Here is a 26,756-nt window from a genome sequence, read left to right as displayed (position 1 = left end):
ATAGCGGGGCGGAAGATCAGCCCTCCGGCTGATACTTATAACCGACGCCATATACCGAGCGGATAATTTCCAGTTCGGGCAACGCCTCGTGGATTTTTTTGCGCAGCTTTTTGATATGGCTGTCCACGGTGCGCTCCGAGACAATCCGGTTGTCGCGGTACATGTGATCCATCAGTTGCTCGCGGCTAAAAATCCGCCCTGGGGCTTGCATCATAACGCGCAGGAGTTGGAACTCGACCGCGGTCAGCCCTAAGTCCTGGCCGTTGGCTAGCGCTTGCCAGCCGTCTTCATCCAGTGTGACCGGCGCGTTGCCGGCCGCTGGTGGAGCTGGCTCGGCGGCCGCCTGACTGCGGCGTAGTACGGCTTTTACTCGGGCAACCACTTCGCGCGGGCTGAATGGCTTGCAGATATAGTCATCGGCGCCTAGTTCCAACCCCAGCAGGCGATCCACTTCTTCGACCTTGGCGGTCACCATAATAATCGCGATATGCGGCCACTGCTGGCGGATCTCGCGGCATAGCGTTAGGCCGTCTTTGCCGGGCAGCATCAGATCCAGCAGTATCAGGCTGGGAGCCTGCTTCGCCAGCCACGGCATCACATGGTCGCCGTGATCCAGGGTGGTGACCTCGAAGCCATGGGTGGTCAGATAATCCGCCATTAGACGGGCAATCTTGGGTTCATCTTCAACGACCAGTAAAGAGGCGTTATCCATCATGGCAAGCTCACTTGAAGAAAAGTATCGGGATTAATGATCGTTTAACAGCGGAAAACGTAGCGTCCAGCATAACCCGCCCAGCATCGAGTGGGAGGCTGAAAGGCTGCCGTCGTGGGCATGCGCCAGGGCGCTGGCAATCGACAGCCCCAAGCCGCTGCCGCCGCTGGCGCGGCTGCGCGAGCCTTCCACCCGGTAAAGCCGCTCGGTGAGTCGGGCAAGCTCGCTGTCCGGAACGCCCGGGGCGCTGTCTTGCCAGGTCACCACTGCTTCGTTTCTCTCGCAGGCCAAGGTGACGTTAAGCGAGCCAGGGGAGTCGGTGTAGGCACAGCTGTTATCTAGCAGGTTATCCCACAGCTGTCGCAGGCGTTGGGCGTCGCCGCGAATCATCACGTTCGGGGCGATCTGCTGGGTTAAGCTCAAATGGCTCTCCTTCAGCCAGCGTTCGGCATCGTCCAGACGACCCGCTAAGGTGTCGCTGAGATTAAGCGGCGCCAGCTGGATACCCAGTGCACCGGCATCGCTTTGCGAGAGCAAGCGCAGGTCGGCGACCAGGCGCTCTAGCTGATCGACTTCCTGCCTGAGAGACGCCAGGCTATCGTGGTTCAGCGGACGAATGCCGTCCTGCATGGCTTCAATTTCCCCGCGCAGCACGGCTAGCGGGGTGCGCAGTTCGTGGGCCGTGTCGGACACCCAGCGGGCCCGGGCATTACGGCTGGCTTCTAGGGTGGCGGCTAATACGTTGAAATCCCTCGCTAGCCGTGAAAGCTCATCACGGCCGCGTTCCGGAAGGCGGCTTTGGTAATCGCCCTCGGTTAGTCGCCGAGTGGCGGTCGCCAGTGCGCGGGTGCGCCGCCCCAGCCACCAGGAAAGGCCACCGGCCAATAATAGCGAAGCCACCCCTAGCGAGACGACAATAATCAGCAAGTTACGCTGCTGACGTTCGAGAAAACGATTTTCCATGCGCTCCATGATTTGCACGGGAGGACGAAATCCCAGTTCACCAATCACCTGATTGCCGCTACGTAGGGTGAGCCAATGCCAATCGCTCTTACCCTCGCCGGTGTGACGTGGCGTCACAACGAAGCGCTGTTCGGCATCGCGGAGTACGAAGTCCTGCGCTTCGCCTAGGGGGCTGGGGCGATCGCTACGCTCCCGGCCCAGCGCGTGGCGCACCACCATCGACCAGCGCTCCGGCGAGCGCTCCAGCCACTCCCAGCTTTGCCCGGGTTGCCAGCGGTTGACCAAGCTGTCGGCCAGTAGGGTGGCCCGGCGCTCCTGAGCCTGGCTAAGGTAATCGAGAAAGCCGCGGTCGATGCTGAACGACACCGCCATAAAGACCCCGGCGGAGATCGCCACGTTGACGCTCAGAATAATCAAGAACAGTTTCAGTCCCAGTCGCGAAAAGCGCCAGCCGACACGACCTCGGGCAAAGCGTGATAAGCGCGAGGACATTAGCGGGCTCCTGGTGAATCAGGCTGAGGTGGGGCTTTCAAGCGTTCGCGAAGATTCTCAAGGCTAAGATAGAGGCAGGGCACCAAAATCAACAGAATCAGCGTCGCGAAGAGCATGCCAAAGCCTAGCGAGATGGCCATAGGAATCATAAAGCGCGCCTGACGCGACGTTTCCAAAATCATCGGAGCTAACCCCAAGAAGGTCGTGAGCGTGGTCATCATGATCGGACGTAAGCGGCGAGTGGCCGCCGCGACAATCGCTTCGCGGGCCGCCATGCCTTCGCGGCGCTTGCGGTTAGCGTAATCGATTAGCACCAGCGCGTCGTTAATTACCACCCCCGAGAGCGCCAGCATGCCCAGCAGGCTGATGATCGATAAACCAAAGCCCATTAGCATGTGACCACCAATCGCCCCGACAATGCCAAACGGGATCGCGGCCATCACCAGCAGGGGTTGAAGGTAGCTTCTAAACGGAATGGCCAGTAACGCATAGAGCGCGGCGATCATCAGCCACATGGCGGTACGTAGCGTGGCGAGGTTGTCGGCGGTATCCTGCTGACGCCCGCCCATGCTGACCTCAAGCCCCGGCCAGTTGTTCTCCAGATCGGGAAAGATGTCGTCCTGCAGAGTGGCCAGAACCTGGTTGATGGCCAGCCCATCCTCGGCATCGGCAGTGACGGTAATAATACGCCGACCATTAATCCGCTGCAGGCCGCTGGAGGCTTGGCTTAGCGTTATATCGGCGACCCGCGAAAGCGGTACGCTGAGTCCGTCCGGCGTGCGCACCGGGAGTTGGTAGAGGTCGTTCAAGCTATTGCGGCTGTCGCTGGGCAGTTTAACTTCGACACTGATTTCGCTGCGGCCCACGAACTGCTCGAGCGCCGTCGCGCCTTGAAGCGGCCCACGTAGGGCTTGGGCAAGGTCGCTGCCGGTGAGGCCCAGCGAGCGGCCCTCAGAAGAGAGGCGCATTTCTAACTGTGGCTTGCCATCGCCCAGGCCGCTATCGATATCGGTTAAGCCGTAGTTGCCTAGCGAGTCGGCCAGTTGGTTGGCTGCCGCTTCGAGCACTTGGGTATCAGGATGGGACAGGCGTAAGCTCAGCGCCGCCCCGCTACCGGGGCCGCCTACGTCGGACTCAAAGCGCACCGACTGGGCGCCGAGCAAATCGCCGGAAAGCGTACGCCAGTCCCTGGCAATGCGTGACGGAGGCCACTCAGCCAGGCTGTCCTGGGCGATGTCTAGGCGAACCTCCAGGCTTTCGCCGTCGAGGCGGCTACGCGTGCTAGAAAATGCAAGCGACGGTTCGCGCTCGCTCAACGCCTCGGCCGCCGCTAACAACTGATCGCTCAGCTCGCGGCTGACGCTGATATGGCTGCCTATCGGCAGGGTCACCGTGGCCTGGACTTGGTCTGACTCGACCCGCGACATCAGCGAAAACCCCAGTCGCCCGCTCATGCTCCAGGCAAGTGCTACCAACAATATGAAGATCCCCAACGCGACGGTTAGCAACCGCGCGTTGAGCGCTCGCTGCAAGAAAGGCTCGAACTGGTGGTAGATAAAATGATGCAGCCCGCCCTGTAGCCGCTGGCGTAGCGCTTCCAGGGGGCGTTGCCACTTGGGTGTTTGGCGGGGCTTGCGGCTGTGAGCTAAGTGCGCAGGGAGAATAAACAACGCCTCAGCCCAGGAAATCAAGAACACCGTAATCACCACCACGGGCACGGTGGCGAAAATCAGCCCTAAAAAGCCGGGTAAGAACAGCAGCGGTAGAAAAGCGACGATGTTGGAAAGAATCGCAAAGGTCAGCGGGGTGGCGATTTCGCCGGCGCCTTTAACAGCCGCATCGCGCAGCGAGTAGCCCTCTTCGCGATAGCTATAGATATTTTCACCTACCATGATGGCGTCGTCGACCACGATGCCCAGCGCGATAATAAACGCGAACATCGACATCAGGTTGAGCGACACGCCGATCCACGGCAGAAACAGCATAGCGCCCAAAAACGCCGTGGGAATCCCCAGCGTGACCCAGAACGCTAGGCGTGCTTCCAGGAAAAGCGCCATCAATACCAGCACTAAGGCCAGCCCCATCCAGGCGTTTTTCAACAGCAGGCCTAATCGGTCTTCGTAGACCTCAGAGTTATCGCGGGAGACAGCCAGACTAACGCCTTCCGGTAGCCCAGCGCGCAGCCGTTCAAGTTCCCCGTTGACCGCTTCGGAGATACTGGTCGGGGTTTGGTCGCCAATCTGGTAAACGTTGACGGAGAGGCTGGGTTGACCGTTATAAAATTCCTCGCGATCCGTGTCGGCAAAGCCCTCGCGGACTTCGGCGATCTCGCCCAGTCGAATGGGCGCGCCTTGCGTGCTGGTAAGAACCGGTAGTTCGGCAAAGTCAGCAGCATTATGGCGACGCCCTTGGTAGCGAATCAGCCATTCGCCCTCGTCGGTGGTTAACTGACCGCTGGCCAGGTCTAGGGCTTCTTCGCCAATGACACTGGCAAGCGCCTGATGATCCAGACCGTAGCGTTCGATGGCTTCGTCATCCAGTAGCACTTGGATCTCACGGTCGCGATTACCGGATAGTTCGGCGCGGGAAAGGCCGTCGGTGGCCTGTAAATCGGCCCGCACGTTTTCGGCGACATCGTGCAGCGTTCCTAGGTCGGTCTGGCCGTAAACCTGCAGACTTAAGACGCTGTGCGCGCGACCCGAAAGGGTAAAGCGGGGTGGGTCGGCAGCGCTGGGCAGCGTGGTGATCGCGTTCACCGCCTGCTGAATATCCTGGTAGGCGCGCATGACGTCGATGCCATCCACCAGTGTGGCGCTGACATTGGCGCTGCCTTCGCTGGCGCTGGCGGTCAGTTCATCAATACCTTCTACATCGGAAATGGCCGCTTCGACGGGCAGCAGCAGGCTTTGCTCAATGTCTTCGGGGGTGGCACCGGGGTAGCTAATGGTGACTTGAACCACTTCGGTTTCGAAATCAGGAAAAATCTCTTTTTTGATTGCCAGCGACGCCATTAACCCGCCGACAATAAACAGCACCATCAATAGGTTTGGCGCGACGCCGTGATCCACCATCCATGCCAGGGGGCCTTTGCGCATCATTGGGCATCACCGCCTGCGTCGTTCGCTAGGGTGTTATCACCCTGGCGTATACGCACGCGCTGGCCTTCGCGGGGCTGGGCTAAACCGGCCGTCACCACCCGGCGGCCATCAGCGAGGCCGCCGCTCACCAGTGCTTCGTTTTGGCCACGATAGGCGAGCGTGACCTGGCTACGCTGGAGGCGATTATCGTCGTCGACCCACCACACCTGCTCGCCCGGCCGCAGCGCGGCGGCGGGCAGGGCGATGAGGTTGGGCTTGGCGCTGGATTCAAACGAAGCGCGCAGTACATCGCCCAGGCGCAGGGCGGGGCCGTCGGTGTTAAGCGCGAGCGGGTCGCTAACGGCAATCAGCAATTGCGCTTGCAAGCCATTTTCTTCCAGCGCGGGTAGCATGGACACAAGAGTGCCACCACGCTGTTCGCCACCGGGCCAGCCACTGCTGGTCAAGGTGACATGGCTGCCTTCCGTCAGCCAGTAAAGCCACTCGCCGGGCAGCGATGCCCGCACCCAAAACTGTTCGACGCCCACCAAATGCAGTACTTCGGTACCTAAACTGAGTAGGCTACCAGCACCTACTAAGCGTTCTTGCACGATGGCTCGCCAGGGGGCGCTGAGGGTGGCACGTTCGACATTCAGCGCTGCCTGGTCGCGGGCCACCTGTGCCTGGGTCACCTGCGCCTGAGCCTGGCGCTGCTGTGGTTCACGTAGCACCAATGCTCGGCGCTCGGCCGAGAGCTCGCGGCCGAAAGACTCATACTCGCTGCGGGCGCGCTGCTGCTCCGCCTGCTCCAAGGCGAGTTGTGCTTGGGCATTGGCTAATTGCGCCTCGGCATCTTCAAGTGTCAGCTGTAAGTCTGCCTGGTCGATATAGGCGACCGGTGCGTCTTGTTCTACCACCTGGCCGGGCAACACGCCCTCGGCAAACCGCTCTAGCTGTCCGGCGACCCGGCTGGCGAGCATGGTTTCCTGCTCGGCTTCAACGCGGCCAAAGGCTTGCAAATCTGGCGACCGGGCCGAGGCGGAGACGCTGACCACATCGACCAGCGGTGGCGTAGGCTCGGGAGGCGGTTGGCGCTCGATGCGCGGCGGCTGGCTGACGATCCACCACGCCAGCGCAACGCCGCCTATCAGCACAATCAGTGCGGCCACGGCACTTAGCCGAATGCGACCATGTTGCGAAGGTGAAAAAGGGTGGGGTGGTGTCATGATCGCGGGTCATCCATTGGCTGAAAGCGAAACTTAGAGCTATGCAGGCGTATCATGCTAGCATCACGCAACGCCACGCAGCGATTAGGTAAGCAATGTGCAAATTGCGTGCAACTCTCGTCGCAAGGTGCCGATATTGCTGCCACGTGGCATGATGACCCTCTTGGCTGACGCTTTACTTGCTTATACTAGACTGACTGGTCTATTTTTAACGTTATGAAAAATACCGCTACCCGCGAAAAACTCATTGAGACCGGTGCTGAATTGATCGGCCAGCACGGCTATAACGCGACGGGCATCAATACTGTATTGAAAACCTGCGGCGTGCCGAAGGGCTCGTTTTATCACTATTTCTCTAGCAAAGAAGAATTTGGTCTAGCGGTGATTGAACAGTTTTCCGACATCTATGATGCTCAGCTTGCCGAACTGTTGGAAGATACCTCAACGCCCCCGCTTGAGCGGCTGAGGCGTTATTTTGCCGCCGGTCGCGAGCACATGTGCAACTGTAATCACACCACCGGTTGCCTGATTGGTAACTTGGGCCAGGAACTTTCGGGGCAAAGCGATACCTTCCGCGATGCCTTGGATCGCGTGTTCCAGCGCTGGGAACAGTACTTCGTTGGCTGCTTGCGTAGTGCCCAGGAAACCGGGGAGCTAAGCGCTGCTTTGCCCGCTGAGGCGCTCGCCAGCTTTATCCTATCCGGATGGGAAGGGGCCATTCTGCGTGCCAAAACCCTCAAGTCCGTGGTGCCGATGGAACAGTTCGAGGCGATTCTGTTCCAGCAGGTGTTGGTGCCTTCTCCTTAACGTTTGTTTCCCTAATCACTTGTGTTCTAGTGGCGAGCACGAAAGTGATGCTCTTCACCGGCTATATCGTTCCGGGTGGCGGCTATCAGGGCGTCATCAAGTGACGGATCATCCAGGGTTATTAAACCGCACTGTGCCAGCGCTTCGCGCAGGCTGACATGTTCATCCAGACGCTGATACACCACCCGGACACAGCAGGGCATGCGCTCGCTATTATCCGCCACACCCATTTTTAAGCCGGTCAAACGTGTCACTTTACTCTGAAAGCTCGGAAACAGAATCGTCTGAGTAATTTCATGGCCGTTAAGGGTTTCGTGGTCGACCAAAAATAGTCGATCAGCAAGCTTAACCGCGGTACCTACATAGCGATTGTGACATGGGCGGGCGTCGGGCGTGGTCTGCATGCGCTCGGTGCGCTGATAAACCACGCCGCCTTCCCGTGCTTCCAGGCAAACCAACGTACGCATTAACTGCCCCGGCCGGGACATGGAGTGATAAAGCTCAAAGTAGCGGCCGATATAGCGCTCCATGCCCTCGCTGCCGCGCTGAATCAGCGCGTTAGGCCAGGGTAGTGTTGCTGGACTTGCTTCTGACTTTAGTTGGCCGGTTTGCACCAGGGCACGAAAATCGTGGTGGGGTAGGGCGATATCTTCTGGCGTGACGCCAAAAAAGTGGCAAATGCGCTGAAGTGCAGCGTGGCTAGGGTAGTAGCGCCCGCTTAAGTAGCGACTAAACTGCGCGCGATTGATCGACAGGCGCCGACAGACTTCAGCAATGGATGGATAGTAGCTGCACAGCAGACGTAGGTTGGCCACAAAATCGTCATGCATGGAGTGACTCGATTCTCTTGGTGTCGTGGCTGCCTAATGTGATGGTTCACGCCTCAGAGTGCAACGGCCTTGTGCCAGGGCCGTCGCACCCATTAAGCGGTATTTTGTTTAAAAACCTTCCAAGACCAGTTTGCCGATCGTGCGGTTGCTCTCAATAAGTGCGTGCGCGCGTTTTAGATTCTCAGCATTAATGGGGCCTAACACCTCGCCTAAGGTTGTTATTAGCCTTCCATCATCGACCATGGCCGCCACTTCTGTGAGCAGGTCGTGCTGCTTGGCAAGATCGTCGGTGGTGAATAACGGGCGGGTAAACATCAACTCCCAATGCAGCGAAAGGCTTTTCATTTTGAGCTTCCGTACATCGATTAGCTCCGGGTCATCAATCAGTGCCAGTTTGCCCTGGGGCTTAAGGGCTTCAACAATGGCTTCAAAGTGGTGATCGGTTTGGTTAAGGCTGATCACCATATCCACCCCGTCAAAGCCTGCTACTTTAAGCGCCTGATCAAGTGGTTGGTGGTGGTCAATCACTGCGTCCGCGCCTAGTGACGTCACCCAGGCTTGGCTTTCGGGCCGAGACGCCGTACCAATGACGGTAATATCGGTGAGCTGTTTGGCAAGTTGCACCAGGATTGAGCCCACGCCCCCCGCTGCGCCAATCACCAACAGGCTTTTGCCTTGGGTGTCGCCCATGCCCAGCTCTAGCCGGTCAAATAGCAGTTCCCAGGCCGTAATGGCGGTCAGCGGAAGCGCAGCGGCTTGAGTGTCAGAAAGGCTTTTTGGCGCCAGGCTGGCGATACGCTCATCGACCAGTTGAAACTCGGCGTTAGAGCCTTGGCGCGCAACGTTGCCCGCATACCAGACCCGGTCGCCCGGCTGAAAACGCGTAACGGCGCTGCCAACGGCATCCACAATGCCCACCGCGTCATAACCCAGCACGCGCGGCTCGCCGGTTTCCGGTAGGGCGCTGTTGCGCACTTTGGCATCAACGGGGTTAACGGAAATGGCGCTAACCGCAACGCGAATGTCGTGGGCCTCTGGGGTTGGGATAGGTAACTCAATCTCTTGAAGTGCATCAGAGTGATCAATAGGCAGGCTCTGGGTAAAGGCAATCGCTTTCATAATGGGGAGTCTCGTGAGTTTAGGTTGCGCCATCATGCCTGGATGTTGTTTTGCTAAAAAGAGGGGTAATCTTGCTAAAAGTTTCTAATAAATTTTGAAAATAGCAGGCGCCAGGGGTTTTAATGCGTGTCGATGATCTAAAAGTGCTGACCTATGCTGCCGAGCACGGCAGCCTGTCTGCCGCTGCGCGGGAGTTAGCGATTACGCCAGCGGTGGCCAGTGTGGCCATCAAACGTTTGGAAGACGCGCTAGGCACGCGGCTATTGGTGCGCTCCACCCGCAGTTTGCGGCTAACCACCGCGGGCGCGCACTATCTTGTGCATGCTAAAGCGGCGCTTAATGCTCTCAACCAAGGCGAGAAAGAACTTCACCGCGAGCGCCAAGAGATCGCTGGAGAGCTCAGTCTTGCCATGCCTTCCGACCTGGGTCGCAATGTGCTGCTGGGTTGGTTGGACACCTTTATGGCCCAGCACCCGCAGCTGCATTTACGCCTGCGAGTAAGTGACCGCGTGAGTGACCTGTTCCGCCAACCCGTAGAAATCGCCTTGCGATACGGCGTTCCGGAAGACTCCAGCCTCGTCGCATTGCCGCTTAAAAGCGATAACTATCGCGTGGTATGTGCCTCTCCGGACTATATTACGCGTCATGGCAGTCCTGCTTACCCCGACGATTTACACCAGCACAACTGCCTGTGTTTCGTGCTTGGCGAACGTGTCCATAACCAGTGGAAGTTCGGTAGTGACAACATCAACGTAAAAGGCAATCGGGTGAGCGACGATGCCGATTGTGTGCGGCGCTGGGCATTGGCTGGCGAGGGCATTGCTTACAAGTCACGGCTAGACGTTGAAGAAGATCTTCGAAATGGTCGCCTAGTGGCAATGTTGGAGGAGTTTCCCAGCGAGCCAACGCCGCTCTACCTTGTGTGTCCTCATCGCCTTTCATTGACGCCTGCTGTGATTGCGTTAAAAGACTTTCTTATCCAGCAGTTAAAAGGTGACAGCCGCTAGCGACTGAGGTCAGGATTTACAACATTAACTTGCATTGAGAATTACTGATATAGGCGTTTAACGTTCAATACTGCTAATGATCAGCGCCGCATTGACGCCACCAAAACCAAATCCGTTGCACAAGACATGCTGAGTGTTGTGCTCCTTGCGAGTCGCCGCGACGAAGGTTAAATCCTGCATATCATCATCGCAGTGCTCAAGATTGATGGTGGGCGGAAGTTGCTGTGTATTGGCGGCTAATACAGAAAAAATACTCTCGATGCCTCCCGCTGCGCCTAATAAATGGCCAGTGGCGGCTTTGGTTGCCGAAATAGGGATGGCGGGCAAGCGCTCACCGAAGACGTTACGCAGCGAGGCAATTTCAGCCCGGTCACCAACGGGCGTAGAGGTGGCATGGGCATTGATGTGGTCAATGTCATCAGTGGTAAGGTTCGCCATGCCCAGCGCCGCTTGAATCGCAGCTGCTGCGCCGGCCCCATCCTTCGGGCCTGCCGTCAGGTGGTAGGCATCCGCGCTGGTGCCATAGCCGCTAATTACCGCTAACGGCGTTGCACCCCGCGCGACCGCATGGTCAAGCGTTTCGATCACCATCACGCCAGCGCCTTCTCCCATCACAAAACCGTTACGGGCTTTATCAAAGGGTCTGGACGCGCGTTCAGGGTGGTCTGCTTCTGTGGAAACGGCCTTCAAGGCGTTAAAGCTAGCCAGTGAAAGTGGATCAATACATGCCTCGGCGCCGCCGACCAGGGCAACATCGGCTTCTCCATTGCGTATGATGCGCATACCGTCACCAATGGCCTGTAGACCTGCCGCGCAAGCTGTAACCGGGCATCCCAGAGGGCCTTGAAAGCCATAGCGAATGGAGAGATTGCCAGCCGCCAAATTGGCCAGAAAGGCGGGCACAGTAAAGGGGGAGAGTTTGCGATAGCCGCGCTCAGCAAGGGTTTTTTGGGCTTGAGTAATGGTAGGGAAGCCGCCAATGCCAGAGCCAATAATGGTGGCCGTTCTGCGTTTTTGAGCCTGCTCAACGGGGAACCAGTTGGCCTGTGACAGTGCCTCATGGGCTGCTGCTAACGCATAAAGGCTGAACAGATCCATTTTGCGCTGCTCTTTGGGGTCGGCTATCGCATTCAGGTCGATACCGCCGGTGGGGTCGTGGTTAATGCTCGGCACCACCCCGGCAATTTTGATCGGGATATTGCTTGTGTCGAAGCGGTCAATGGTGCTGATGCCAGACTGGCCGTTAACTAGTCGCTGCCAACTTGTATTGACGCTGTTGCCTAGCGGGCTGACCATGCCCATGCCGGTAATCACAATAGGTGAGTGCATAGTGACTCCTGAGTTTTTGATATGGTCACCCTAGCAATGGGCAATATATGATCAAGATAATATTTAGCTGACGAGGTAGATATGCCTTACCCCAAGAGCCATAAATCGAAAACCAAAGAGCGCATTTTGGCTTCGGCGACAGAGCTATTCAGCCGCAATGGGTTTCACAAGGTATCGATCGGTCAGATTATGAAGCTAGCCAAGATGACGCATGGCGCCTTTTATGCACATTTCGCTTCGAAAGAGGCCCTCTACAATGAGTCTGTGCGCCTGACCATTGATAACAGCCGGGCGGCCAGGCTGGTAAAAGGGCCGCTTTCGTTACAACACCTAACCGAATTAGTCGCCAACTACTGCAACCTCCAAGAGCTGGAAGCTAAGGACAGGCCTGGGCCTGAAGCGGTACTGTTCAACGAAATAGGCAGTGAAAAAGCGGAAATCCGCACCCTGTTTGAAGCGTCATATATGAGTATGAAAAAGATGCTTGAAACGCGGTTGATAGCACTGAGTAAGTTGAAACAACTTCCGTTTGCCAATGACCGAAAAGCGATTGCTGATAAATCCCGAGTCATATTGGCCTCCCTGGTAGGGGCCGTCGCCATTGCCAAAAGCTTGCCGGGGGAGGCAGAGCGAAAGCAGGTGTTGATAGCAACCCAACGCCAGATTTTGCTGATGCTTGGGGTTAGCGAAGCTGAGGCAGAACGTATGATGCAAGCACAGTAGTTCGGCCATTTACTGAAGAGAACCCTGAATTGCTGCTGTAGCCAGCACAGTCATTTTTGCACGACGTTTGGTAGATGATTCGGCGACTGCCCAAGACGAAGCGGGTAAAAAGCTGGATAATGGCCGCCATCAGCCTATGGCCCTAAGGCCTTCAGCTAGCACATTTACCTATCCGGGCAGCTTCTCATGGAAATCAAAGTCAATTACCTCGACAACCTCCGGCTCGAGGCCAAGTTCGACGACTTCAACGTCATCTCTGACCAGCCGATCCGCTACAAAGGCGACGGCTCGGCGCCTGGCCCCTTTGATTACTTCCTTGCCTCCTCGGCCATGTGCGCTGCCTACTTCGTCAAGGTGTACTGCAACGCACGCAATATTCCCACCGAGAACATCCGCCTGTCGCAGAACAACATCGTTGACCCGGAAAACCGCTACAAGCAGATTTTCAAGATTCAGGTCGAGCTGCCGGAAGATATCTCGGAAAAAGATCGAGAAGGCATGCTGCGCTCCATCGATCGCTGCACGGTGAAGAAGGTCGTGCAAACCGGCCCCGAGTTCCAAATTGAGGTGGTCGAGAACATCGACGAGGACGCCCAGGCGCTGTTGATGGGCGCGCCGGAAGGTAGCCGCACCTATATCGAGGGCAAAGATCTGCCGCTGGAGCAGACCATCGCCAATATGAGCGCGATACTTGCCGACCTGGGCATGAAGATCGAGATCGCCTCCTGGCGCAATATCGTGCCTCACGTCTGGTCGCTACATATTCGCGATGCGGCCTCGCCCATGTGCTTTACCAACGGCAAAGGCGCGACCAAAGAGAGCGCGCTGTGCTCGGCCTTGGGCGAGTTTATTGAACGCCTGAGCTGCAACTTCTTCTATAATGATCAGTTCTTTGGCGAAGAGATCGCCAATAGTGAGTTTGTTCACTACCCCAATGAGAAATGGTTCAAACCGGGGCCAAATGATGAGCTGCCTGCCGATATCCTCGACGAGCACTGCCTGGCGATCTACAACCCGGAAGGTGAGTTGTGCGGCTCGAACCTGATCGATACCAACTCGGGACGTGAAGACCGCGGTATCGTCTCGCTGCCGTTTGTGCGTCAGTCGGACGGCGAAACGATCTATTTCCCCTCCAACCTGATTGAAAACCTGTTCCTGAGTAACGGCATGAGCGCGGGTAACACCCTGGTGGAAGCCCAGGTGCAGTGCCTGTCGGAAATTTTTGAGCGGGCGGTGAAGCGAGAAATCCTCGAGCAGGAGCTAACCCTGCCGGATGTGCCGCAGGAAGTGTTAGCGAAGTACCCCAGCATTGAAGAGGGCATTAATGCCTTGGAAGCCCAGGGTTTCCCGGTGTTGGTCAAAGATGCCTCCATGGGCGGGCAGTTCCCTGTGATGTGCGTCACTTTGATGAACCCACGTACCGGCGGTGTGTTTGCCTCCTTTGGCGCGCACCCAAGCTTTGAAGTGGCGCTGGAGCGTAGCTTGACCGAGCTACTGCAAGGCCGCAGTTTTGAGGGCTTGAACGACCTGCCACTGCCGACCTTTAACTCGCAAACTGTGGCCGAGCCCAACAACTTTGTTGAACACTTTATCGACTCGGTGGGCGTGGTCTCCTGGCGCTTCTTTAGCGCCAAGCCAGACTTTGAGTTCAGCGAATGGGACTTCTCCGGCACCAATCAGGAAGAGGCCGAAACGCTGTTTGGCATTTTTGAGGAGTTGGGTGCCGAAGTGTATGTGGCGATACACGAAGACTTGGGCGCACCGGTGTGCCGCATTCTGGTGCCGGGCTACTCAGAGGTGTACCCGATCGAGGATCTGATCTGGGATAACACCAACAAAGCGCTGGATTACCGCGAGGATATTCTCAACCTGCATCGCCTTGATGACGATCAACTCACTGATCTGGTCGAGCGGCTGGAAGACAGTCAGATGGACGACCACACCGATATCATCACGTTGATCGGGATCGAGTTCGACGAGAACACCGAGTGGGGGCAACTGACCATTCTGGAGCTGAAGCTTTTAGTCTATCTGGCGCTGCAACGCCACGAAGAGGCGCTGGATTGCGTCCAGATGTTCTTGCAGTACAACGACAACACCGTCGAGCGCGGCCTGTTCTTCCAGGCGGTGAACGCGGTGCTTGAAATTGTCTTGGATGATGAACTTGAATTGGGTGATTACCTGCACAACTTCCAGCGTATGTTCGGCGAGGAAACCATGGCCGCCGTGGTGGGCTCGGTGAGTGGCGAAGTGCGCTTCCACGGCTTAACGCCAACGAACATGCAGCTGGAAGGCCTGGAGCGCCACCAGCGCTTGATCGAAAGCTATAAGAAGCTCCACGCGGCCCGGGCGGCAAGTGCCGATATGTGAACTACCCAACAATTAACAGATCGCTAATCAAACGGCGCGCCTCTTTAACGGAGGCGCGCCGTTTTTTTATGGGTGATGCACTCTGGTGCACCCGCTGATGCAGCGAGTGCACACAACTGCACCGCTGCGCCAAATTCAATCCTGTTCCACGCTTGGTAAAACGTTCTCCGCGGCGTGAATTCCTAAAGCGCGATAGCAAACGACGCGAATTCAAACATAACGCTAATACAAAAACGCGGAGAGAATCACATGCTCGATATGCTCAATGACCTCCTGTGGGGAAAGGTTCTGCTAGTGCTGCTGGTGGGCGTTGGCATCGGTTTTACCGTTGCGTCCCGCTTTGTGCAGTTTCGCTATTTCGGTGAGATGTTTCGTATCCTTGGTTCCGGCCAAGCCTTTAAGCGCAACAAACACGGCCATTTAAGCTCGTTTCAGGCTCTGGTGCTGTCGGTCGCCGGGCGCGTAGGCGGTGGCAACATCGCTGGCGTGGCGGTCGCGATTACGCTGGGTGGCCCAGGGGCGATTTTCTGGATGTGGTTAGTCGGTTTGATGGGCATGGCCACCAGCTTTTTGGAATGCACCCTGGCGCAGACCTATAAAGAGGCCGAGGGTGACGGCACCTATCGCGGCGGCCCGGCGTACTACATTGTTAAAGGGCTGGGTAAGCAGTGGCGCTGGCTGGCAGCGTTCTACTCGATACTGCTGCTGTTGACCTTCGGCTTTGCTTTTACCGCGCTGCAATCCTATGCAGTGGCAACCTCCTTCGGCGACGCTTTCGGCGTGCCGGTGCTGTATAGCGGTATTGCCCTGGCGATGCTTGTCGGGCTGATTATCTTCGGTGGTATTAAGCGCATCGCGCGTATCTCTGAGGTGTTGGTGCCTTTTATGGCGGTGAGCTATATCGCTATCGCGCTGCTGGTCATCGCCATGAACATTGGTGAGATCCCCGGGATTGTTGCCTTGATCGTGAAAAGTGCCTTCGGTCTTGAGCCAGTCGTCGGTGGCGGCATTGGCGCGGCGATCATGATGGGCTTGAAGCGCGGCCTGTTCTCCAATGAAGCGGGCCTGGGCAGTGCGCCCAACGTGGCGGCGGTGGCCTATGTGCCGCACCCGGCTAACCAGGGTATTGTGCAGGCGTTTTCGGTGTTCATCGATACGGTGATTATCTGCTCCTCCACCGCATTCGTGATTCTGCTTAGCGGTGCATACGACCCCTCCGTCGCTGGCGGCGTTGAAGGCATTGCGCTTACCCAGGCGGCGTTGGCCGACCACGTCGGCGAGTGGGGCCGCACCTTTGTCAGCCTGGCGCTGTTGCTGTTTGCCTTCAGCACCATTTTGTACAACTACTACCTGGGCGAGAACAGCCTGAACTTTTTTAGCCGCGATAACCAGAATCTGTTTAACGCCTTCCGCGTCGCCATTGTGCTGCTGGTTTGCTGGGGTGCGACGACTGATTTGGGCACCGTGTTCGGTTTTGCCGATGTCACCATGGGCCTTCTGGCAGTGGTCAACCTGATTGCGCTGATCATGCTGTTCAACTGCGGTCTACGCATTTTGAAAGACTTCGATGTTCAGCGTCGGCAGGGAATCAAACAGCCGATTTTTGATGCTAATCAGCATCCGGATCTCGACCTGGACCCGAAAGCCTGGGAGCTAGATCCTGAAGAGGCCGAAGCGTTAAAACAGCGCCTGGAAGGCGCGCCTGCGAAGTAAGTCGTGATAAGGAAAGGAGCGCCCATGCCCCGCGTACTGATGCTCTATACCGGCGGGACGATTGGTATGCAGCCATCGACACAAGGCTATGTGCCCTGCGCGGGGCTGGCCGAACGCCTGGCGGCGCACTTGGCGCTGGGCGATCCTTACCGGCTGCCAGCGTTTGATGTGATTGAAATGCAGCCGCTGATTGATAGCGCCGAGCTAATGCCAGCGTCCTGGAACCGTCTGGTAGCACTGCTGGAAAGCCATTGGCAGCACTACGATGCGTTTGTAGTGCTCCACGGCACCGATACCATGGCGTACAGCGCCGCCGCGCTTTCGTTTATGCTCGGTGCGCTGAACAAGCCGGTGATCTTCACCGGCTCCCAAATTCCACTGGGTGAGCCAAGAAGCGACGCGCTGAATAATGTAATCAGCGCGCTTCAGCTTGCGGCTCACCCTGCGACACCTTGCGAAGTAAGTCTGGTATTTCACGACCGGTTGCTGCGCGGTAATCGCGCGTGCAAGGTGCGAACTCAAGGCTTAGATGCCTTCGACTCACCCAACCTCCCCTGGCTTGCCGAGATTGGCATTGGTATAAACTTCCCCCAGCCCTCGGCGTTGCTAAGCGGTATACCCAACTTCGCGCCGATTGAAGTAGACGACGAGGCGGTAGCGGTGCTGCCGCTGTACCCGGGGATGTCGCTGCGTCGTGCCAAGGCGCTGCTAGCCGATGATACATTAAAGGGTCTGGTGCTTTACAGCTACGGCGTAGGCAACCCACCCAGCTTTGAAGGCGAGCTGCTAAGCGCCTTGACGGCTGCCAACGAGCGGGGCGTGGCGCTGCTCAACGTGACGCAGTGTGCCCAGGGCGAGGTGGTGCAGGGCGCTTACGCCACCGGAGCCGCGCTCAATAAGGCCGGTGTTATCGCGGGCGGCGACATCACGCTGGAAGCCGCTATCGCTAAGCTCACCGTATTGATCGGCCGTGGGTTAGAGGGTGGGGCTCTGCGACAAGCACTGAAGAGTGCGGTAAGGGGAGAGTGTAGAACGTGAAAAACGCCACCTGATAGCCTGCACCGATCCTCACTGCCATATCTGCAAGGCGCTTATCTAACCTCCACACATGTAGACGGCATGCAATTGTTCTAATGCCAGACGCTGACCACCGTAGCCATGTCAATTATCTGACGCCACAGGTTGGCTAACCCGACAACGAGAGAAAGAACAGAATCAGCGGCGGGGAAAGCAGCGAGAGAATAAACCCGCTGACCACGGCGATGGGCACGCAGGCGATGCCGCCGTGTTGCTGAATCACGGGCAGAGTGAAATCCATGGAAGTGGCGCCGCCGTAGCCAATCGCCAGCGCGGTATGGCGGTGGATGACCAGTGGTATCAGGATAAACGCTAGCAGCTCCCGGGTAAGGTCGTTGAAAAACGCCACGCCACCCATCAGCGGGCCCAACTGGTCGCCGATCAGAATGGCCGAGAGCGAATACCAGCCAAAGCCTGACGCCATGGCCAAGCCTTCGTTCCAGCTCAGCGAAAGGAGGGGGGCGGCAGCTAAGCCCGCCAGCAGCGAGCTAAGCGCTAGTGTAATCGCAATAGCAAGCCCCAATCGGTTGAGCAGGATCTGCTTGAGCGGCATGCCGGAGTTACGCAACTGACAGCCGATCAGCGCCAACAGACAATACAGCGCCCATTCGGCTAATAAATCTGCTGCTGTGAACAGACCTTCCCCCAGGCGTGGGCCGGCTAACAAGCCCAACAAGATACCCACAGCGACGACAACGACTAAGAGCAGCGATCCTTGCATCGCGGCGAGCTTGCTGGTCGGGGCGTCTTTGACCACCGGCGAGTCGCCTGCCTTTAATGCTACGCGGCGAGATAGCCACCACAGTGCCGCTAAGTTAAACAGCGTGGTAATGCTAAACAGCAGCAAGGCGTTGCCGCCTAGTTTGGAAAGCTGGCTTGAGAGGTTTTCAAGCCCGGCAAGGCTAATGCCCATGAGCAGCAGAATGGCGTAAACGGCGCTGTTAACGGCGTGGTTGATGCGTTGCTGCCATCGTGACGAGGGAACGCGAACCAGGTAACCCAGCAGCAGCGGGAGAAGAACAATCAATAATCCGTAGAGCATTTACGGCGGAGTGCCCCCGTTTGGGTTGAATTGGGTTAAGGCCACCTGCGTTTCACGTTCGCCGTTTTTATAGTATTGCGCCGAAAGTAACAGTCCAGGCCAGTCAGGATGGAAGCTTAAGTGAAGCTCGCGGTGTTGTTTGTCGGCATTGAGCATGACGATATTTAGTGCCTCGAACTCACCGGCGGGGACGTTGATGGGTGCTTGGCTATCCAAATAGTATTGATAGTGTTCTTCCTCGCCTTCATGGTCGAGAAAGCGGACTTCACAGGGCGCTATCTCGGTACAGTTTTCGTTACCCGCACGGCGGGAAAGATCGAACAGGGCGGTTTGCCGGTCAAGGGTTGAGAGGTCGCCTTCCTCGAGCTGATAGCGGTTGCCAATGCCAAAAAGCGAGTAGCTGCTGTTATAAAGCAGCGCGCGGGTGGTGTCATCAGCAATGCTGAAGCGGCTGCGTTCTTCACCGCTTACCACCGCAATCGAAAAACGCATGTCGCTGCGCCAATGGTTGTTTTCGCGACTTAGGTGGTGGGTAATGGTCGCGCTTGGCCAACCGCTGACGCTTAGGCGATACTGGGCTTCAAAGGGCTGCGGCGCGGTGAGCGCCGGGGTGGACGCTGCGGCGTTGGTGACCATCAGGCCGGTAAGGCAGAGCATCGCTGCACCAGCCAGTCGGCACAAAGTTTGAAATGGTTGCCATCGGACATATCGCATAATGAGTCTCCCTGACGAGCGGTAGCCCAAGGCATTACTCTACAGAGTCCTGGTAGAGTGCCTGGGCCGTATGTCGTGCTTACACCTTGGATGATAGATGTGCCAGGGCGTCACTCAGTTCCACTGGGTAATCGCTTTCGCCATCCGCCAGCGAGGTCACCGTGCCAGGAAAGCAGGGTAGGGCCTCGGCTACACGAGTGCGGGCGTGCTCGGCATCGTCCATCACGTCGCGGTTGATGGCCCCGCGAGTAACCGTCGGCACCAATAGCGCTTCGCCGTCGATTCCTGTTTCATCGCGTTGGGCAATGGTATCGCCCAAGTACTGACCTTGGGTATCCCGGCGACGATAAATTTGTTTACGCCCAGGCAGATTGGTTTTGCCAGGGGAGTGTTTAATGCGCGGCTCACCCGCGTATTCGACCAGTTTATAGGACATATCGATCACCGGGGCATCTGCCGAGACGCCCATTTGGGTGCCGACGCCAAAGGCGTCGATCGGCGCGCCTTGGGCGATCAGGTCGGCAATGCTAACTTCATCCAGTCCACTGCTGGCAATAATTTTGATTGCGGAATAACCCGCGTCGTCCAGCAGCGTACGCGCGCGTTTGGCGAGGCTGCCTAAATCGCCCGAATCGAGGCGAATCGAGCTAACGCTCAAGCTTGGCGAATCGCTGAGTATTTCAATGACGTTTTTGACCCCTTGCAGGGTGTCGTATGTGTCAACGAGCAGCGTGGTGTTGGGATAGTGGCGAGCAAACGCCCGGAAGGCTGATAATTCATCGTCGTGGGCAAGGATATAGCTATGCGCCATGGTGCCATTGAGCGCCAGGCCATGGCGCAGCCCGCCGAGCACGTTGCTGGTACCGCTAAGACCGGCCGTTTTGTAGGCGCGTACCCCACGCACCGCCGCATCAATACCGTGCACCCGGCGCATGCCAAAATCCACCACCGGGCGGTCGCCGGCGGCCCACGCCATGCGCACGGCTTTCGAGGCGAGGACGGTTTCCAACTGCACAAGGTTCATGATGAGACTCTCGAGCAGCTGCGCTTCGGCAATCGGTGCGTCTACTTCAAGCAGCGGCTGATGAGGGAAGACAGGGGTGCCTTCGGGCACCGTCCAGATATCACCTGAAAAACGCCAGTTCGATAACCAGTTGAGGAAGTCGTCATCAAACCGCCCGGTCGAGGCCAGCTTTTCAATCGCGCTATCGTTAAAGTGCAGTTGGCTAAGCGTGGCTGCCGCGTGCTGCTGGCCGCAGGCGAGGATAAATCGCCGCGATGGGGGGAGTTGGCGGAAAAACAGGCTGAACGTAGCGGGCGTGTCGTGCATCCCCTCTTTCCAGTAGGCCTGGGTCATGGTCAACTGGTATAGGTCGGTGAGTAGTGCTAGCTCGTCATCAGCCACGCTCAGCGTCAACGGTTCCTTCATGCATGTACCTCCGCCCCGGCATCCTGCATGTCATGGCGGCAACGCTCGATGGCATCAGGGTCGGCAGCGGCGGATAATGTTTCTAACAGTAGGGTGGTGAAGCCTTCGCGGCAGGCGGCCAGCACGGTAGCGTGGACGCAAACATCCAGCGCCAAACCGCAGACTACCACGCGCTTAATGCCTTTTTCGCGCAGGTAGTCGCCTAGCCCCGTGCCGTCGAATGCTGAGTAGGCATCCGCATTAAACGCCGTGGCTTTGCTGACGCGAATGACTTCGTCGGGCAAATTGAGGTCGGGATGAAACTCGGCCCCTGGCGTATCCTGCACACAGTGAGTCGGCCACGGGCCGCCCCGGTGGTCGAAACTGATATGATCCACCGGATGCCAGTCGCGGGAAGCCACGACGAGAGCACCAGCGTCGAGCGCAGCGGCGATTTCGGCGTTGATACCGGGCACCAAGGCATTGCCACCGTTAATCGCAAGCGAGCCGCCTTCACAGAAGTCGTTCTGCATGTCGACCACCAGCAGCGCGTCTTGGCGTTGATAATGGAGGGAGGACGTCATAATGCGTTTCTCCTTCGTTTCCAAAGAGTTAATAACCAATTGTCCATATAGACAAGCTGCCAAACGTGACGTTGCAGCGCTTAATAGCCTGCCTTTGGGTCAATGGTGGTGACGGCTTCGCCCGCTTCAAAAGCCTGCAAATAGGCCACAACTTGGTCGATAGCGTCATTTAGCGGTGTGGGGGCTGCCATGTGCGGCGTGATGAACACCCTGGGATGGTGCCACAGCGGGTGGTCGGCGGATAGCGGTTCTTCTTCAAACACGTCTAGCAATGCACCGCGTATATGTCCTGGCCGCTGTTCGTTGCCCAGCGCCTCGAGCAGTGCCGATTGATCAATCAAGCTGCCCCGGCCAGGGTTAATGATGCTGGCGCCTTCGGGTAGTTGTGCGAGCCGCTGGGCGTTAAGCACATGCCGAGTGGCTGGCGTGTCAGGTAGAATTGTCACCACTGTTTGAATTTGCCCAAGAAGCTCGCGGAGACCCTCTTCCCCGTTAAAACAGTGCACACCATCTAACTGCTTGGCCGACCGGCTCCAGCCCAGCACCGGAAAGCCGGCTTGGCTAAGCTCACTTGCCACAAAGCGTCCAATGGCGCCTAAGCCTAAAACGCCCACCGGCCACTGGGATTTTTCCACCACGCTCTGGGGTTGCCAGGTGGCGCTCTGCTGCTGGACGGTATAGCGATCCATACTACGGTAGAAATGCAGTACGCCGTAAAGCACGTAATCTGCCATCAGCTCGCCCATACCCGCATCGCGCAATTTGACAATCGGTACATCGCTTGGCAATCCCGGCGTTTTCAGCAGGTAATCCACCCCTGCGCCTAGGTTAACAATGCCTTTGAGCTGGGTTTGCTCCTCAAGCAGATGCGCCGGTGCTTTCCACACCGCTAGGTAGTCGGCGTTTTGGCGTTCTTCGGCAGGTGCATCGCTGGTGATTACGCGGGCCTTGGGAAAGGCTTTCGCCAATGCTTGTTGCCACTGTGTGGCCTCGTCAATGTGTACGACAATCTTCATGGGATCTCCTTGGGCTAACGCGCCCTCTTGGCAGGCTATCATGGTAAGCGATGAACGCCGCAGCAGACTCGTTAAGCGTAAATAATGATGCTGCATACAGATTTTGCAATAAAGACTTTGACCGGCAACCAAGGGTGGGTGCTAGTATCGGCTCAAGACGACATTGGCGGGCCTACTGTGGCGGTGGCCAGGTCGATCCTGCGTCCCAGCAGCTTGACTTGAAAAGCGCTGGTTCTTAGTGATCTTTAATGGCGAGTTGCCCGATGAATCAGGTGTCCCTGCCTTTCACTCGTGAAGAGTATGCAAACCGCCTCTGGAAGGTGCGTGCTGAAATGGCCGGTCGCGGCATTGACGTATTGATCGTCAGTGACCCCTCTAACATGGCGTGGCTGACCGGTTACGACGGCTGGTCGTTTTATGTGCATCAGTGCGTACTGGTGGGCCTCGAAGGTGAACCCGTATGGTTCGGGCGGCGTATGGATGCCAACGGCGCGCTGCGCACTTGCTGGATCCACCCTGACAACATTACCTATTATCCGGACTACTATGTACAGAATCCGGATATGCACCCGATGGAATACCTGGCCCAGTCGATTATGCCCGACCGTGGCTGGCACCTTGGCGTAGTGGGCATGGAAATGGATAACTATTACTTTTCCGCCAAGGCCTACCAAAGCTTACTGCGCGAGCTGCCTCACGCACGTTTTATGGATGCCAACGCGCTGGTTAACTGGTGCCGAGCGATCAAGTCGCCGCAGGAAATCAGCTACATGCGCACGGCCGCGAAAATCGTCGAAGGCATGCACACGCGGATTCTGGAAGTCATCGAGCCAGGCTTACCCAAAAGCAAGCTGGTGTCGGAGATTTATCGTGTCGGAATTGAAGGCTTTGTGGACGAAAACGGCAAAGTGTTTGGCGGCGACTATCCCGCCATTGTCCCTATGCTGCCTACCGGCAAAGACGCGGCGGCTCCTCACCTGACCTGGGACGACACGCCGTTTCGGGAAGGCGAAGGCACCTTTTTTGAGATTGCCGGCGTGTTTAAGCGCTATCATGCGCCTATGTCGCGTACCGTGTTTCTGGGCAAGCCGCCGATGGATTTTATCCGCGCGGAGTCGGCGCTCCTCGAGGGCATCGATAACGGTTTGGCGGTGGCCAAGCCCGGCAATCGCACGGCGGATATTGCCATGGCACTGGGGGCGGCGATGGACAAATATGGCTTTGACCGTGGCGGTGCGCGTTGTGGTTACCCCATCGGTATTTCCTATCCGCCCGACTGGGGCGAGCGCACCATGAGTCTGCGCCCTTCGGATGAAACCATCCTGCAACCCGGCATGACGTTTCACTTTATGCCAGGCCTATGGGTGGAAGACTGGGGCTTGGAAATCACCGAAAGCATCTTGATCACCGAAGACGGCTGCGAAACGTTGGCCAATTTCCCGCGCCAGCTGTTTGTTAAGTAAAAAGGAACACCTGATGACGACAACCTCTCGCGACCTGCGGCCTAGCCCCATCTCTGCCACCGTGGATTTCGACGCCGATGGCGTACAACACGGCTTTTTGAAACTGCCGATCTCCACCGACGAGTCTGCTTGGGGCGCGGTGATGATTCCTATCACCGTGGTTAAGAACGGTGATGGCCCCACGGCGTTGCTCACCGGCGGCAACCACGGCGACGAGTACGAGGGCATCACCTCGCTGCTCAAGCTGTCTTCAACGCTCAAGGCTGAAGACGTCACCGGGCGGGTGATTATCGTGCCGTGTATGAACACTCCGGCGGTCATGGCAGGCAAGCGCACTTCGCCGATGGATAAAGGCAACCTGAACCGCAGCTTTCCCGGCGACCCCAACGGCAGCGTTACGCCGCAAATTGCCGACTACTTTACCCGCGTGCTGGTGCCGATGAGCGATGTGGTGCTCGACCTGCACTCGGGCGGCCGTACGCTGGATATCCTGCCGTTTGGCGCGTCCCACGTACTGGACAATAAAGCGCAGCAGCAGTCCGCCCTGGAAGGTGCCAAAGCCTTCGGCGCACCCTACGCTATGGTGATGTTTGAACTGGACGCCGAAAAACTGTTCGACACCGCCTGCGAGCGCCAGGGCAAAGTGTTTGTGGCCACCGAGCTTGGCGGTGGCGGCACTTCTACGCCCCAGAGTATCGCGATTGCCGAGCGCGGCGTGCGTAACTTCTTAATCCATTACGGTTTGGTGGAAGGCAAGGTGGACATGCCCGCTGGCGGGCAGGTGTATCTGGATATGCCCGATGCCAGCTGCTACGTGCAAAGCCAGCATTCCGGCGTGCTCGAGTTACTGGTGGCGTTGGGTGATGAAGTGACAAAAGGCCAAACCATTGCCTTTGTCTACGACATGACCCGCAGCGGTACTGAGCCGGTTGCTTACAAAGCGGAGCGCGACGGCATTCTGATGGCCCGCCGCGCGCCGTCGTTAATCAATATGGGCGACACCCTCGCGGTGATTGCCGATGTGGTTGAGCGTCTGGAGGCGTAACCCCTGCCGTGATGAAACTTGACCGATACGATCTGAAAATTCTCGATATTCTCTCCCGCGATGGGCGGATTACCAAGTCGAAGCTGGCCGAAGCGATCAACCTCTCGGTCAGCCCTTGTTGGGAGCGGGTAAAACGCCTGGAGAATGCCGGGATTATTCAGGGTTATAGCGCGCGCATCAATACCGAGGTGTTGGTGCCGCGCAATCCTGTTTGGGTGCAAATTGAGCTCAAACAGCACAATGCTGACAGCTTTACGCGCTTTGAAGCGCTGGTGATGCAAACGCCGGAAGTCACTGAGTGCGTGGCGGTGGGCGGCGGTGTGGACTACCTGGTCAAGTTTGAAGCTCGCACCATCGACAGCTACCAGCGCCTGATGGACAAGTGGCTGGTGTCCGACGCGGGTATCGAGCGCTATTTCACCTATATCGTGACCAAAACCGTCAAGCGCGAGCCCATCGGCATCGATATCGATGTTTAGCAGCGCTAAATAGTTGGCGTGACAGGGCTTTGGGGAGCAAGCAAGGCGAGAGCAGCATCAGAAGGGTTGCCGTAGCGCACTCGGTTGCGTCCCTCGCGTTTGGCCGCATAGAGGGCAACGTCAGCCGCATTGATCAAGCTGTTGAGTCCCACTCCTGGGTCGAGTGGGCCGGTGCATACGCCTATGCTCAAGGTGACCTTGCCCTCCTGAGCAGCCTGGTGGGGAATCGCCAGATCGGCGACCGCCTGGCGGATGTTCTCCGCTGTATCGATAGCGCTGTCCATCTGCGGGCTGTGTTCTGATCGCAACACCAGGAATTCTTCACCGCCAAAGCGGCACACGACATCCTCCTTGTCGCAGGCAGCGCTAATCGCCTTGGCCACGGCGCGTAAGCAACTGTCTCCCTCGGCATGACCGTAGTAGTCATTGAAGGCTTTAAAATGGTCTACATCGGCAATGATAATCGTAATAATTTGATTGGGTTCTATTTTTTTATGGAGTTCGTCAGCGTGGCGGGCGAGGACTCTGCGGTTGGCAAGCCCTGTCAGCGGGTCAATGTAGGAGATTCTTTCCAGTTCGGTATTACGCTTGGCGAGTTCCTGGCGAAGCGCATCCACGCTGTTTTTTTCCAGATAAAGCCTGAGCGACTCGGCAGAAAAACGGTAATTGGCCATCAGTGAAAGTACCAGTATCGGTATACCCACCGAAAGATGCAAAAGGATGTAATGAAGCGTCACCTCCGGCAAGAACCAGATCGTGATGTAAAGCGTAGCAAATACAAATAGCGTGCCATATAAGCTCTGCTCGAAGGGAGGGGTTGCCACGATGGTCAACACCAAAATAAATACCAGCCCCGCGTAGTAATAATTCAAAACATCGGGCGTATTGGCACTGATGAGAATCATGCACCAGACCAGCGTGCCCAGACAGCCTTGGCAGACGGCGGCCAGTTCCTTGCGACGAATCGAGACCGGGCGTTTGAAATACGCAAAGAGCAGTAGGGTAGGCGGGCCGACCAGACCAAAGCGCAACACGATCGAGCGCCAGGCCGCTTCGGGCAGCAGATAAATATCCACCAGCGTGTAGGTGAAATAAAACAGCGCCAGCCATGCGCAAACACGTTTGAGCGAGCGCAGGCGCTCGTCGTGGCGGTCGAGGTCGTACTGTTGGCGAACCGTGCTGTCGCCAGCGGGTTGTGAAAGCTGCCGGTAGTAGGGTGTGAGTCGGTACACGTTGGTGTCTCTCAGCAGACCCGGCCTAACTATCAGAGGGTAGGCTGAGTAGTTGGCATGTTAAAATTAGTATTGATAATACGCTAGTTTAGCTGATAATCCTCGTCTGGCAGGGAGTAAAATTGCGCCTTCCTCAGGGACGTCCAAGGTGCCACCACATGATTCATGCGCGCTGACTGCCAAAAAAAATCACATTTTAAGTGGGAGTCGCCAAAAAAGTCGACGTAAAGTGTCCGCCATTCAAAAACACTTCGTGCGCTATCTCCTCTAGGCTAGACACATCGAAACACGACGGCTCAGCCGTCCTTTTCAATGTTCAATCGGTTGT

Annotated in this window: 22 protein-coding genes; 9 read left to right on the top strand and 13 right to left on the bottom strand. The window is 57.2% G+C overall.

Translation table 11 applies throughout. The features are described from left to right. Positions 1-16 precede the first annotated feature (16 nt). From BLR97_RS11040 to BLR97_RS11025, 4 genes are read right to left on the bottom strand one after another with little or no spacing between them, the layout of a single operon-like run. Positions 17-715, bottom strand: a complete 699-nt coding sequence (locus BLR97_RS11040; protein WP_089706367.1) for a response regulator — start codon at positions 713-715, stop codon at positions 17-19. A 30-nt stretch (positions 716-745) separates the two neighbouring features. Beyond that, complete coding sequence (locus BLR97_RS11035) at positions 746-2,167, bottom strand: ATP-binding protein (protein WP_089706364.1); 1,422 nt, start codon at positions 2,165-2,167, stop codon at positions 746-748. Beyond that, positions 2,167-5,265: an efflux RND transporter permease subunit gene (locus BLR97_RS11030; protein ID WP_089706362.1), complete on the bottom strand. Its 3,099-nt coding sequence runs from the start codon at positions 5,263-5,265 to the stop codon at positions 2,167-2,169. The genes BLR97_RS11035 and BLR97_RS11030 overlap by 1 nt, the downstream gene beginning before the upstream one ends. Then, the gene (locus BLR97_RS11025; protein WP_089706359.1) at positions 5,262-6,470 is read right to left on the bottom strand and encodes an efflux RND transporter periplasmic adaptor subunit; all 1,209 of its coding nucleotides are present in this window, start codon (positions 6,468-6,470) and stop codon (positions 5,262-5,264) included. Before BLR97_RS11025 ends, BLR97_RS11030 begins: the two co-directional genes overlap by 4 nt. 216 nt (positions 6,471-6,686) lie before the next feature. Here BLR97_RS11025 and BLR97_RS11020 point away from each other — a divergent pair, with 216 nt between their 5' ends. Next, on the top strand, positions 6,687-7,277 hold the full coding sequence (locus tag BLR97_RS11020) for a TetR/AcrR family transcriptional regulator (RefSeq protein ID WP_089706357.1): 591 nt from the start codon (positions 6,687-6,689) through the stop codon (positions 7,275-7,277). A 26-nt stretch (positions 7,278-7,303) separates the two neighbouring features. Here BLR97_RS11020 and BLR97_RS11015 read toward each other — a convergent pair whose 3' ends face one another. Next, positions 7,304-8,107 (bottom strand): helix-turn-helix domain-containing protein, encoded by an 804-nt coding sequence (locus BLR97_RS11015; protein ID WP_089706354.1) that lies wholly within the window; start codon positions 8,105-8,107, stop codon positions 7,304-7,306. Between the two features lie 108 nt (positions 8,108-8,215). Beyond that, on the bottom strand, positions 8,216-9,226 hold the full coding sequence (locus BLR97_RS11010; RefSeq protein ID WP_089706351.1) for a zinc-binding alcohol dehydrogenase family protein: 1,011 nt from the start codon (positions 9,224-9,226) through the stop codon (positions 8,216-8,218). Between the two features lie 122 nt (positions 9,227-9,348). Here BLR97_RS11010 and BLR97_RS11005 point away from each other — a divergent pair, with 122 nt between their 5' ends. Then, positions 9,349-10,233, top strand: a complete 885-nt coding sequence (locus BLR97_RS11005) for a LysR family transcriptional regulator (protein WP_089706348.1) — start codon at positions 9,349-9,351, stop codon at positions 10,231-10,233. 57 nt (positions 10,234-10,290) lie between these two features. Here the strand turns inward: BLR97_RS11005 and fabF are convergent, their stop codons facing one another. Next, positions 10,291-11,562, bottom strand: coding sequence for a beta-ketoacyl-ACP synthase II (fabF, locus tag BLR97_RS11000; protein ID WP_089706345.1), 1,272 nt, complete (start codon positions 11,560-11,562; stop codon positions 10,291-10,293). 81 nt (positions 11,563-11,643) lie between these two features. On the opposite strand from fabF, the gene BLR97_RS10995 reads away from it, so the two are divergent. The 4 genes from BLR97_RS10995 (at position 11,644) to BLR97_RS10980 (ending at position 17,406) form a co-directional block, all read left to right on the top strand. Then, a complete protein-coding gene (locus BLR97_RS10995) occupies positions 11,644-12,285 on the top strand; it encodes a TetR/AcrR family transcriptional regulator (protein WP_089706342.1) in 642 nt (213 codons plus the stop codon). A gap of 186 nt (positions 12,286-12,471) precedes the next feature. Then, a complete protein-coding gene (locus BLR97_RS10990) occupies positions 12,472-14,655 on the top strand; it encodes an OsmC domain/YcaO domain-containing protein (RefSeq protein ID WP_089706339.1) in 2,184 nt (727 codons plus the stop codon). 249 nt (positions 14,656-14,904) lie between these two features. After that, positions 14,905-16,368 (top strand): alanine/glycine:cation symporter family protein, encoded by a 1,464-nt coding sequence (locus tag BLR97_RS10985; RefSeq protein ID WP_089706336.1) that lies wholly within the window; start codon positions 14,905-14,907, stop codon positions 16,366-16,368. A gap of 24 nt (positions 16,369-16,392) precedes the next feature. Further along, positions 16,393-17,406, top strand: a complete 1,014-nt coding sequence (locus BLR97_RS10980; protein ID WP_089706333.1) for an asparaginase domain-containing protein — start codon at positions 16,393-16,395, stop codon at positions 17,404-17,406. 148 nt (positions 17,407-17,554) lie between these two features. On the opposite strand, the gene BLR97_RS10975 is transcribed toward BLR97_RS10980, so the two are convergent. The 5 genes from BLR97_RS10975 to BLR97_RS10955 all read right to left on the bottom strand — a co-directional run bounded on the left by BLR97_RS10975 (position 17,555) and on the right by BLR97_RS10955 (position 22,209). After that, positions 17,555-18,487 (bottom strand): LysO family transporter, encoded by a 933-nt coding sequence (locus tag BLR97_RS10975; RefSeq protein WP_089706330.1) that lies wholly within the window; start codon positions 18,485-18,487, stop codon positions 17,555-17,557. Then, a complete protein-coding gene (locus tag BLR97_RS10970) occupies positions 18,488-19,201 on the bottom strand; it encodes a hypothetical protein (RefSeq protein ID WP_244511289.1) in 714 nt (237 codons plus the stop codon). It lies immediately after the preceding gene. Between the two features lie 79 nt (positions 19,202-19,280). Continuing rightward, complete coding sequence (locus BLR97_RS10965) at positions 19,281-20,630, bottom strand: nicotinate phosphoribosyltransferase (RefSeq protein WP_089706327.1); 1,350 nt, start codon at positions 20,628-20,630, stop codon at positions 19,281-19,283. After that, positions 20,627-21,193: a nicotinamidase gene (locus BLR97_RS10960; protein WP_089706325.1), complete on the bottom strand. Its 567-nt coding sequence runs from the start codon at positions 21,191-21,193 to the stop codon at positions 20,627-20,629. The genes BLR97_RS10965 and BLR97_RS10960 overlap by 4 nt, the downstream gene beginning before the upstream one ends. An 80-nt stretch (positions 21,194-21,273) precedes the next feature. Beyond that, complete coding sequence (locus BLR97_RS10955; RefSeq protein WP_089706322.1) at positions 21,274-22,209, bottom strand: 2-hydroxyacid dehydrogenase; 936 nt, start codon at positions 22,207-22,209, stop codon at positions 21,274-21,276. A gap of 263 nt (positions 22,210-22,472) precedes the next feature. On the opposite strand from BLR97_RS10955, the gene doeA reads away from it, so the two are divergent. From doeA to BLR97_RS10940, 3 genes are read left to right on the top strand one after another with little or no spacing between them, the layout of a single operon-like run. Beyond that, positions 22,473-23,672 (top strand): ectoine hydrolase DoeA, encoded by a 1,200-nt coding sequence (doeA, locus tag BLR97_RS10950; RefSeq protein WP_089706319.1) that lies wholly within the window; start codon positions 22,473-22,475, stop codon positions 23,670-23,672. Positions 23,673-23,685: 13 nt separating this feature from the next. Continuing rightward, the gene (doeB, locus tag BLR97_RS10945) at positions 23,686-24,717 is read left to right on the top strand and encodes a N(2)-acetyl-L-2,4-diaminobutanoate deacetylase DoeB (protein ID WP_089706316.1); all 1,032 of its coding nucleotides are present in this window, start codon (positions 23,686-23,688) and stop codon (positions 24,715-24,717) included. An 8-nt stretch (positions 24,718-24,725) separates the two neighbouring features. Further along, a complete protein-coding gene (locus BLR97_RS10940) occupies positions 24,726-25,196 on the top strand; it encodes an Lrp/AsnC family transcriptional regulator (protein WP_089706313.1) in 471 nt (156 codons plus the stop codon). 5 nt (positions 25,197-25,201) lie between these two features. Here BLR97_RS10940 and BLR97_RS10935 read toward each other — a convergent pair whose 3' ends face one another. Beyond that, a complete protein-coding gene (locus BLR97_RS10935) occupies positions 25,202-26,428 on the bottom strand; it encodes a GGDEF domain-containing protein (RefSeq protein ID WP_089706309.1) in 1,227 nt (408 codons plus the stop codon). Positions 26,429-26,756: the final 328 nt, after the last annotated feature.

Source organism: Vreelandella arcis (genome assembly GCF_900103865.1).
GTDB lineage: Bacteria > Pseudomonadota > Gammaproteobacteria > Pseudomonadales > Halomonadaceae > Vreelandella > Vreelandella arcis.
The sequence above is the reverse complement of the archived record's forward strand: the minus strand, read 5'-3'. Positions and strand labels throughout refer to the sequence as shown.

What these genes read in the sequence shown, in the direction of transcription:
- BLR97_RS11040 (WP_089706367.1), bottom strand. Translation starts at nt 715, where the DNA reads ATGATGGATAACGCCTCTTTACTGGTCGTTGAAGATGAACCCAAGATT.
- BLR97_RS11035 (WP_089706364.1), bottom strand. Translation starts at nt 2,167, where the DNA reads ATGTCCTCGCGCTTATCACGCTTTGCCCGAGGTCGTGTCGGCTGGCGC.
- BLR97_RS11030 (WP_089706362.1), bottom strand. Translation starts at nt 5,265, where the DNA reads ATGATGCGCAAAGGCCCCCTGGCATGGATGGTGGATCACGGCGTCGCG.
- BLR97_RS11025 (WP_089706359.1), bottom strand. Translation starts at nt 6,470, where the DNA reads ATGACACCACCCCACCCTTTTTCACCTTCGCAACATGGTCGCATTCGG.
- BLR97_RS11020 (WP_089706357.1), top strand. Translation starts at nt 6,687, where the DNA reads ATGAAAAATACCGCTACCCGCGAAAAACTCATTGAGACCGGTGCTGAA.
- BLR97_RS11015 (WP_089706354.1), bottom strand. Translation starts at nt 8,107, where the DNA reads ATGCATGACGATTTTGTGGCCAACCTACGTCTGCTGTGCAGCTACTAT.
- BLR97_RS11010 (WP_089706351.1), bottom strand. Translation starts at nt 9,226, where the DNA reads ATGAAAGCGATTGCCTTTACCCAGAGCCTGCCTATTGATCACTCTGAT.
- BLR97_RS11005 (WP_089706348.1), top strand. Translation starts at nt 9,349, where the DNA reads ATGCGTGTCGATGATCTAAAAGTGCTGACCTATGCTGCCGAGCACGGC.
- fabF (WP_089706345.1), bottom strand. Translation starts at nt 11,562, where the DNA reads ATGCACTCACCTATTGTGATTACCGGCATGGGCATGGTCAGCCCGCTA.
- BLR97_RS10995 (WP_089706342.1), top strand. Translation starts at nt 11,644, where the DNA reads ATGCCTTACCCCAAGAGCCATAAATCGAAAACCAAAGAGCGCATTTTG.
- BLR97_RS10990 (WP_089706339.1), top strand. Translation starts at nt 12,472, where the DNA reads ATGGAAATCAAAGTCAATTACCTCGACAACCTCCGGCTCGAGGCCAAG.
- BLR97_RS10985 (WP_089706336.1), top strand. Translation starts at nt 14,905, where the DNA reads ATGCTCGATATGCTCAATGACCTCCTGTGGGGAAAGGTTCTGCTAGTG.
- BLR97_RS10980 (WP_089706333.1), top strand. Translation starts at nt 16,393, where the DNA reads ATGCCCCGCGTACTGATGCTCTATACCGGCGGGACGATTGGTATGCAG.
- BLR97_RS10975 (WP_089706330.1), bottom strand. Translation starts at nt 18,487, where the DNA reads ATGCTCTACGGATTATTGATTGTTCTTCTCCCGCTGCTGCTGGGTTAC.
- BLR97_RS10970 (WP_244511289.1), bottom strand. Translation starts at nt 19,201, where the DNA reads ATGCGATATGTCCGATGGCAACCATTTCAAACTTTGTGCCGACTGGCT.
- BLR97_RS10965 (WP_089706327.1), bottom strand. Translation starts at nt 20,630, where the DNA reads ATGAAGGAACCGTTGACGCTGAGCGTGGCTGATGACGAGCTAGCACTA.
- BLR97_RS10960 (WP_089706325.1), bottom strand. Translation starts at nt 21,193, where the DNA reads ATGACGTCCTCCCTCCATTATCAACGCCAAGACGCGCTGCTGGTGGTC.
- BLR97_RS10955 (WP_089706322.1), bottom strand. Translation starts at nt 22,209, where the DNA reads ATGAAGATTGTCGTACACATTGACGAGGCCACACAGTGGCAACAAGCA.
- doeA (WP_089706319.1), top strand. Translation starts at nt 22,473, where the DNA reads ATGAATCAGGTGTCCCTGCCTTTCACTCGTGAAGAGTATGCAAACCGC.
- doeB (WP_089706316.1), top strand. Translation starts at nt 23,686, where the DNA reads ATGACGACAACCTCTCGCGACCTGCGGCCTAGCCCCATCTCTGCCACC.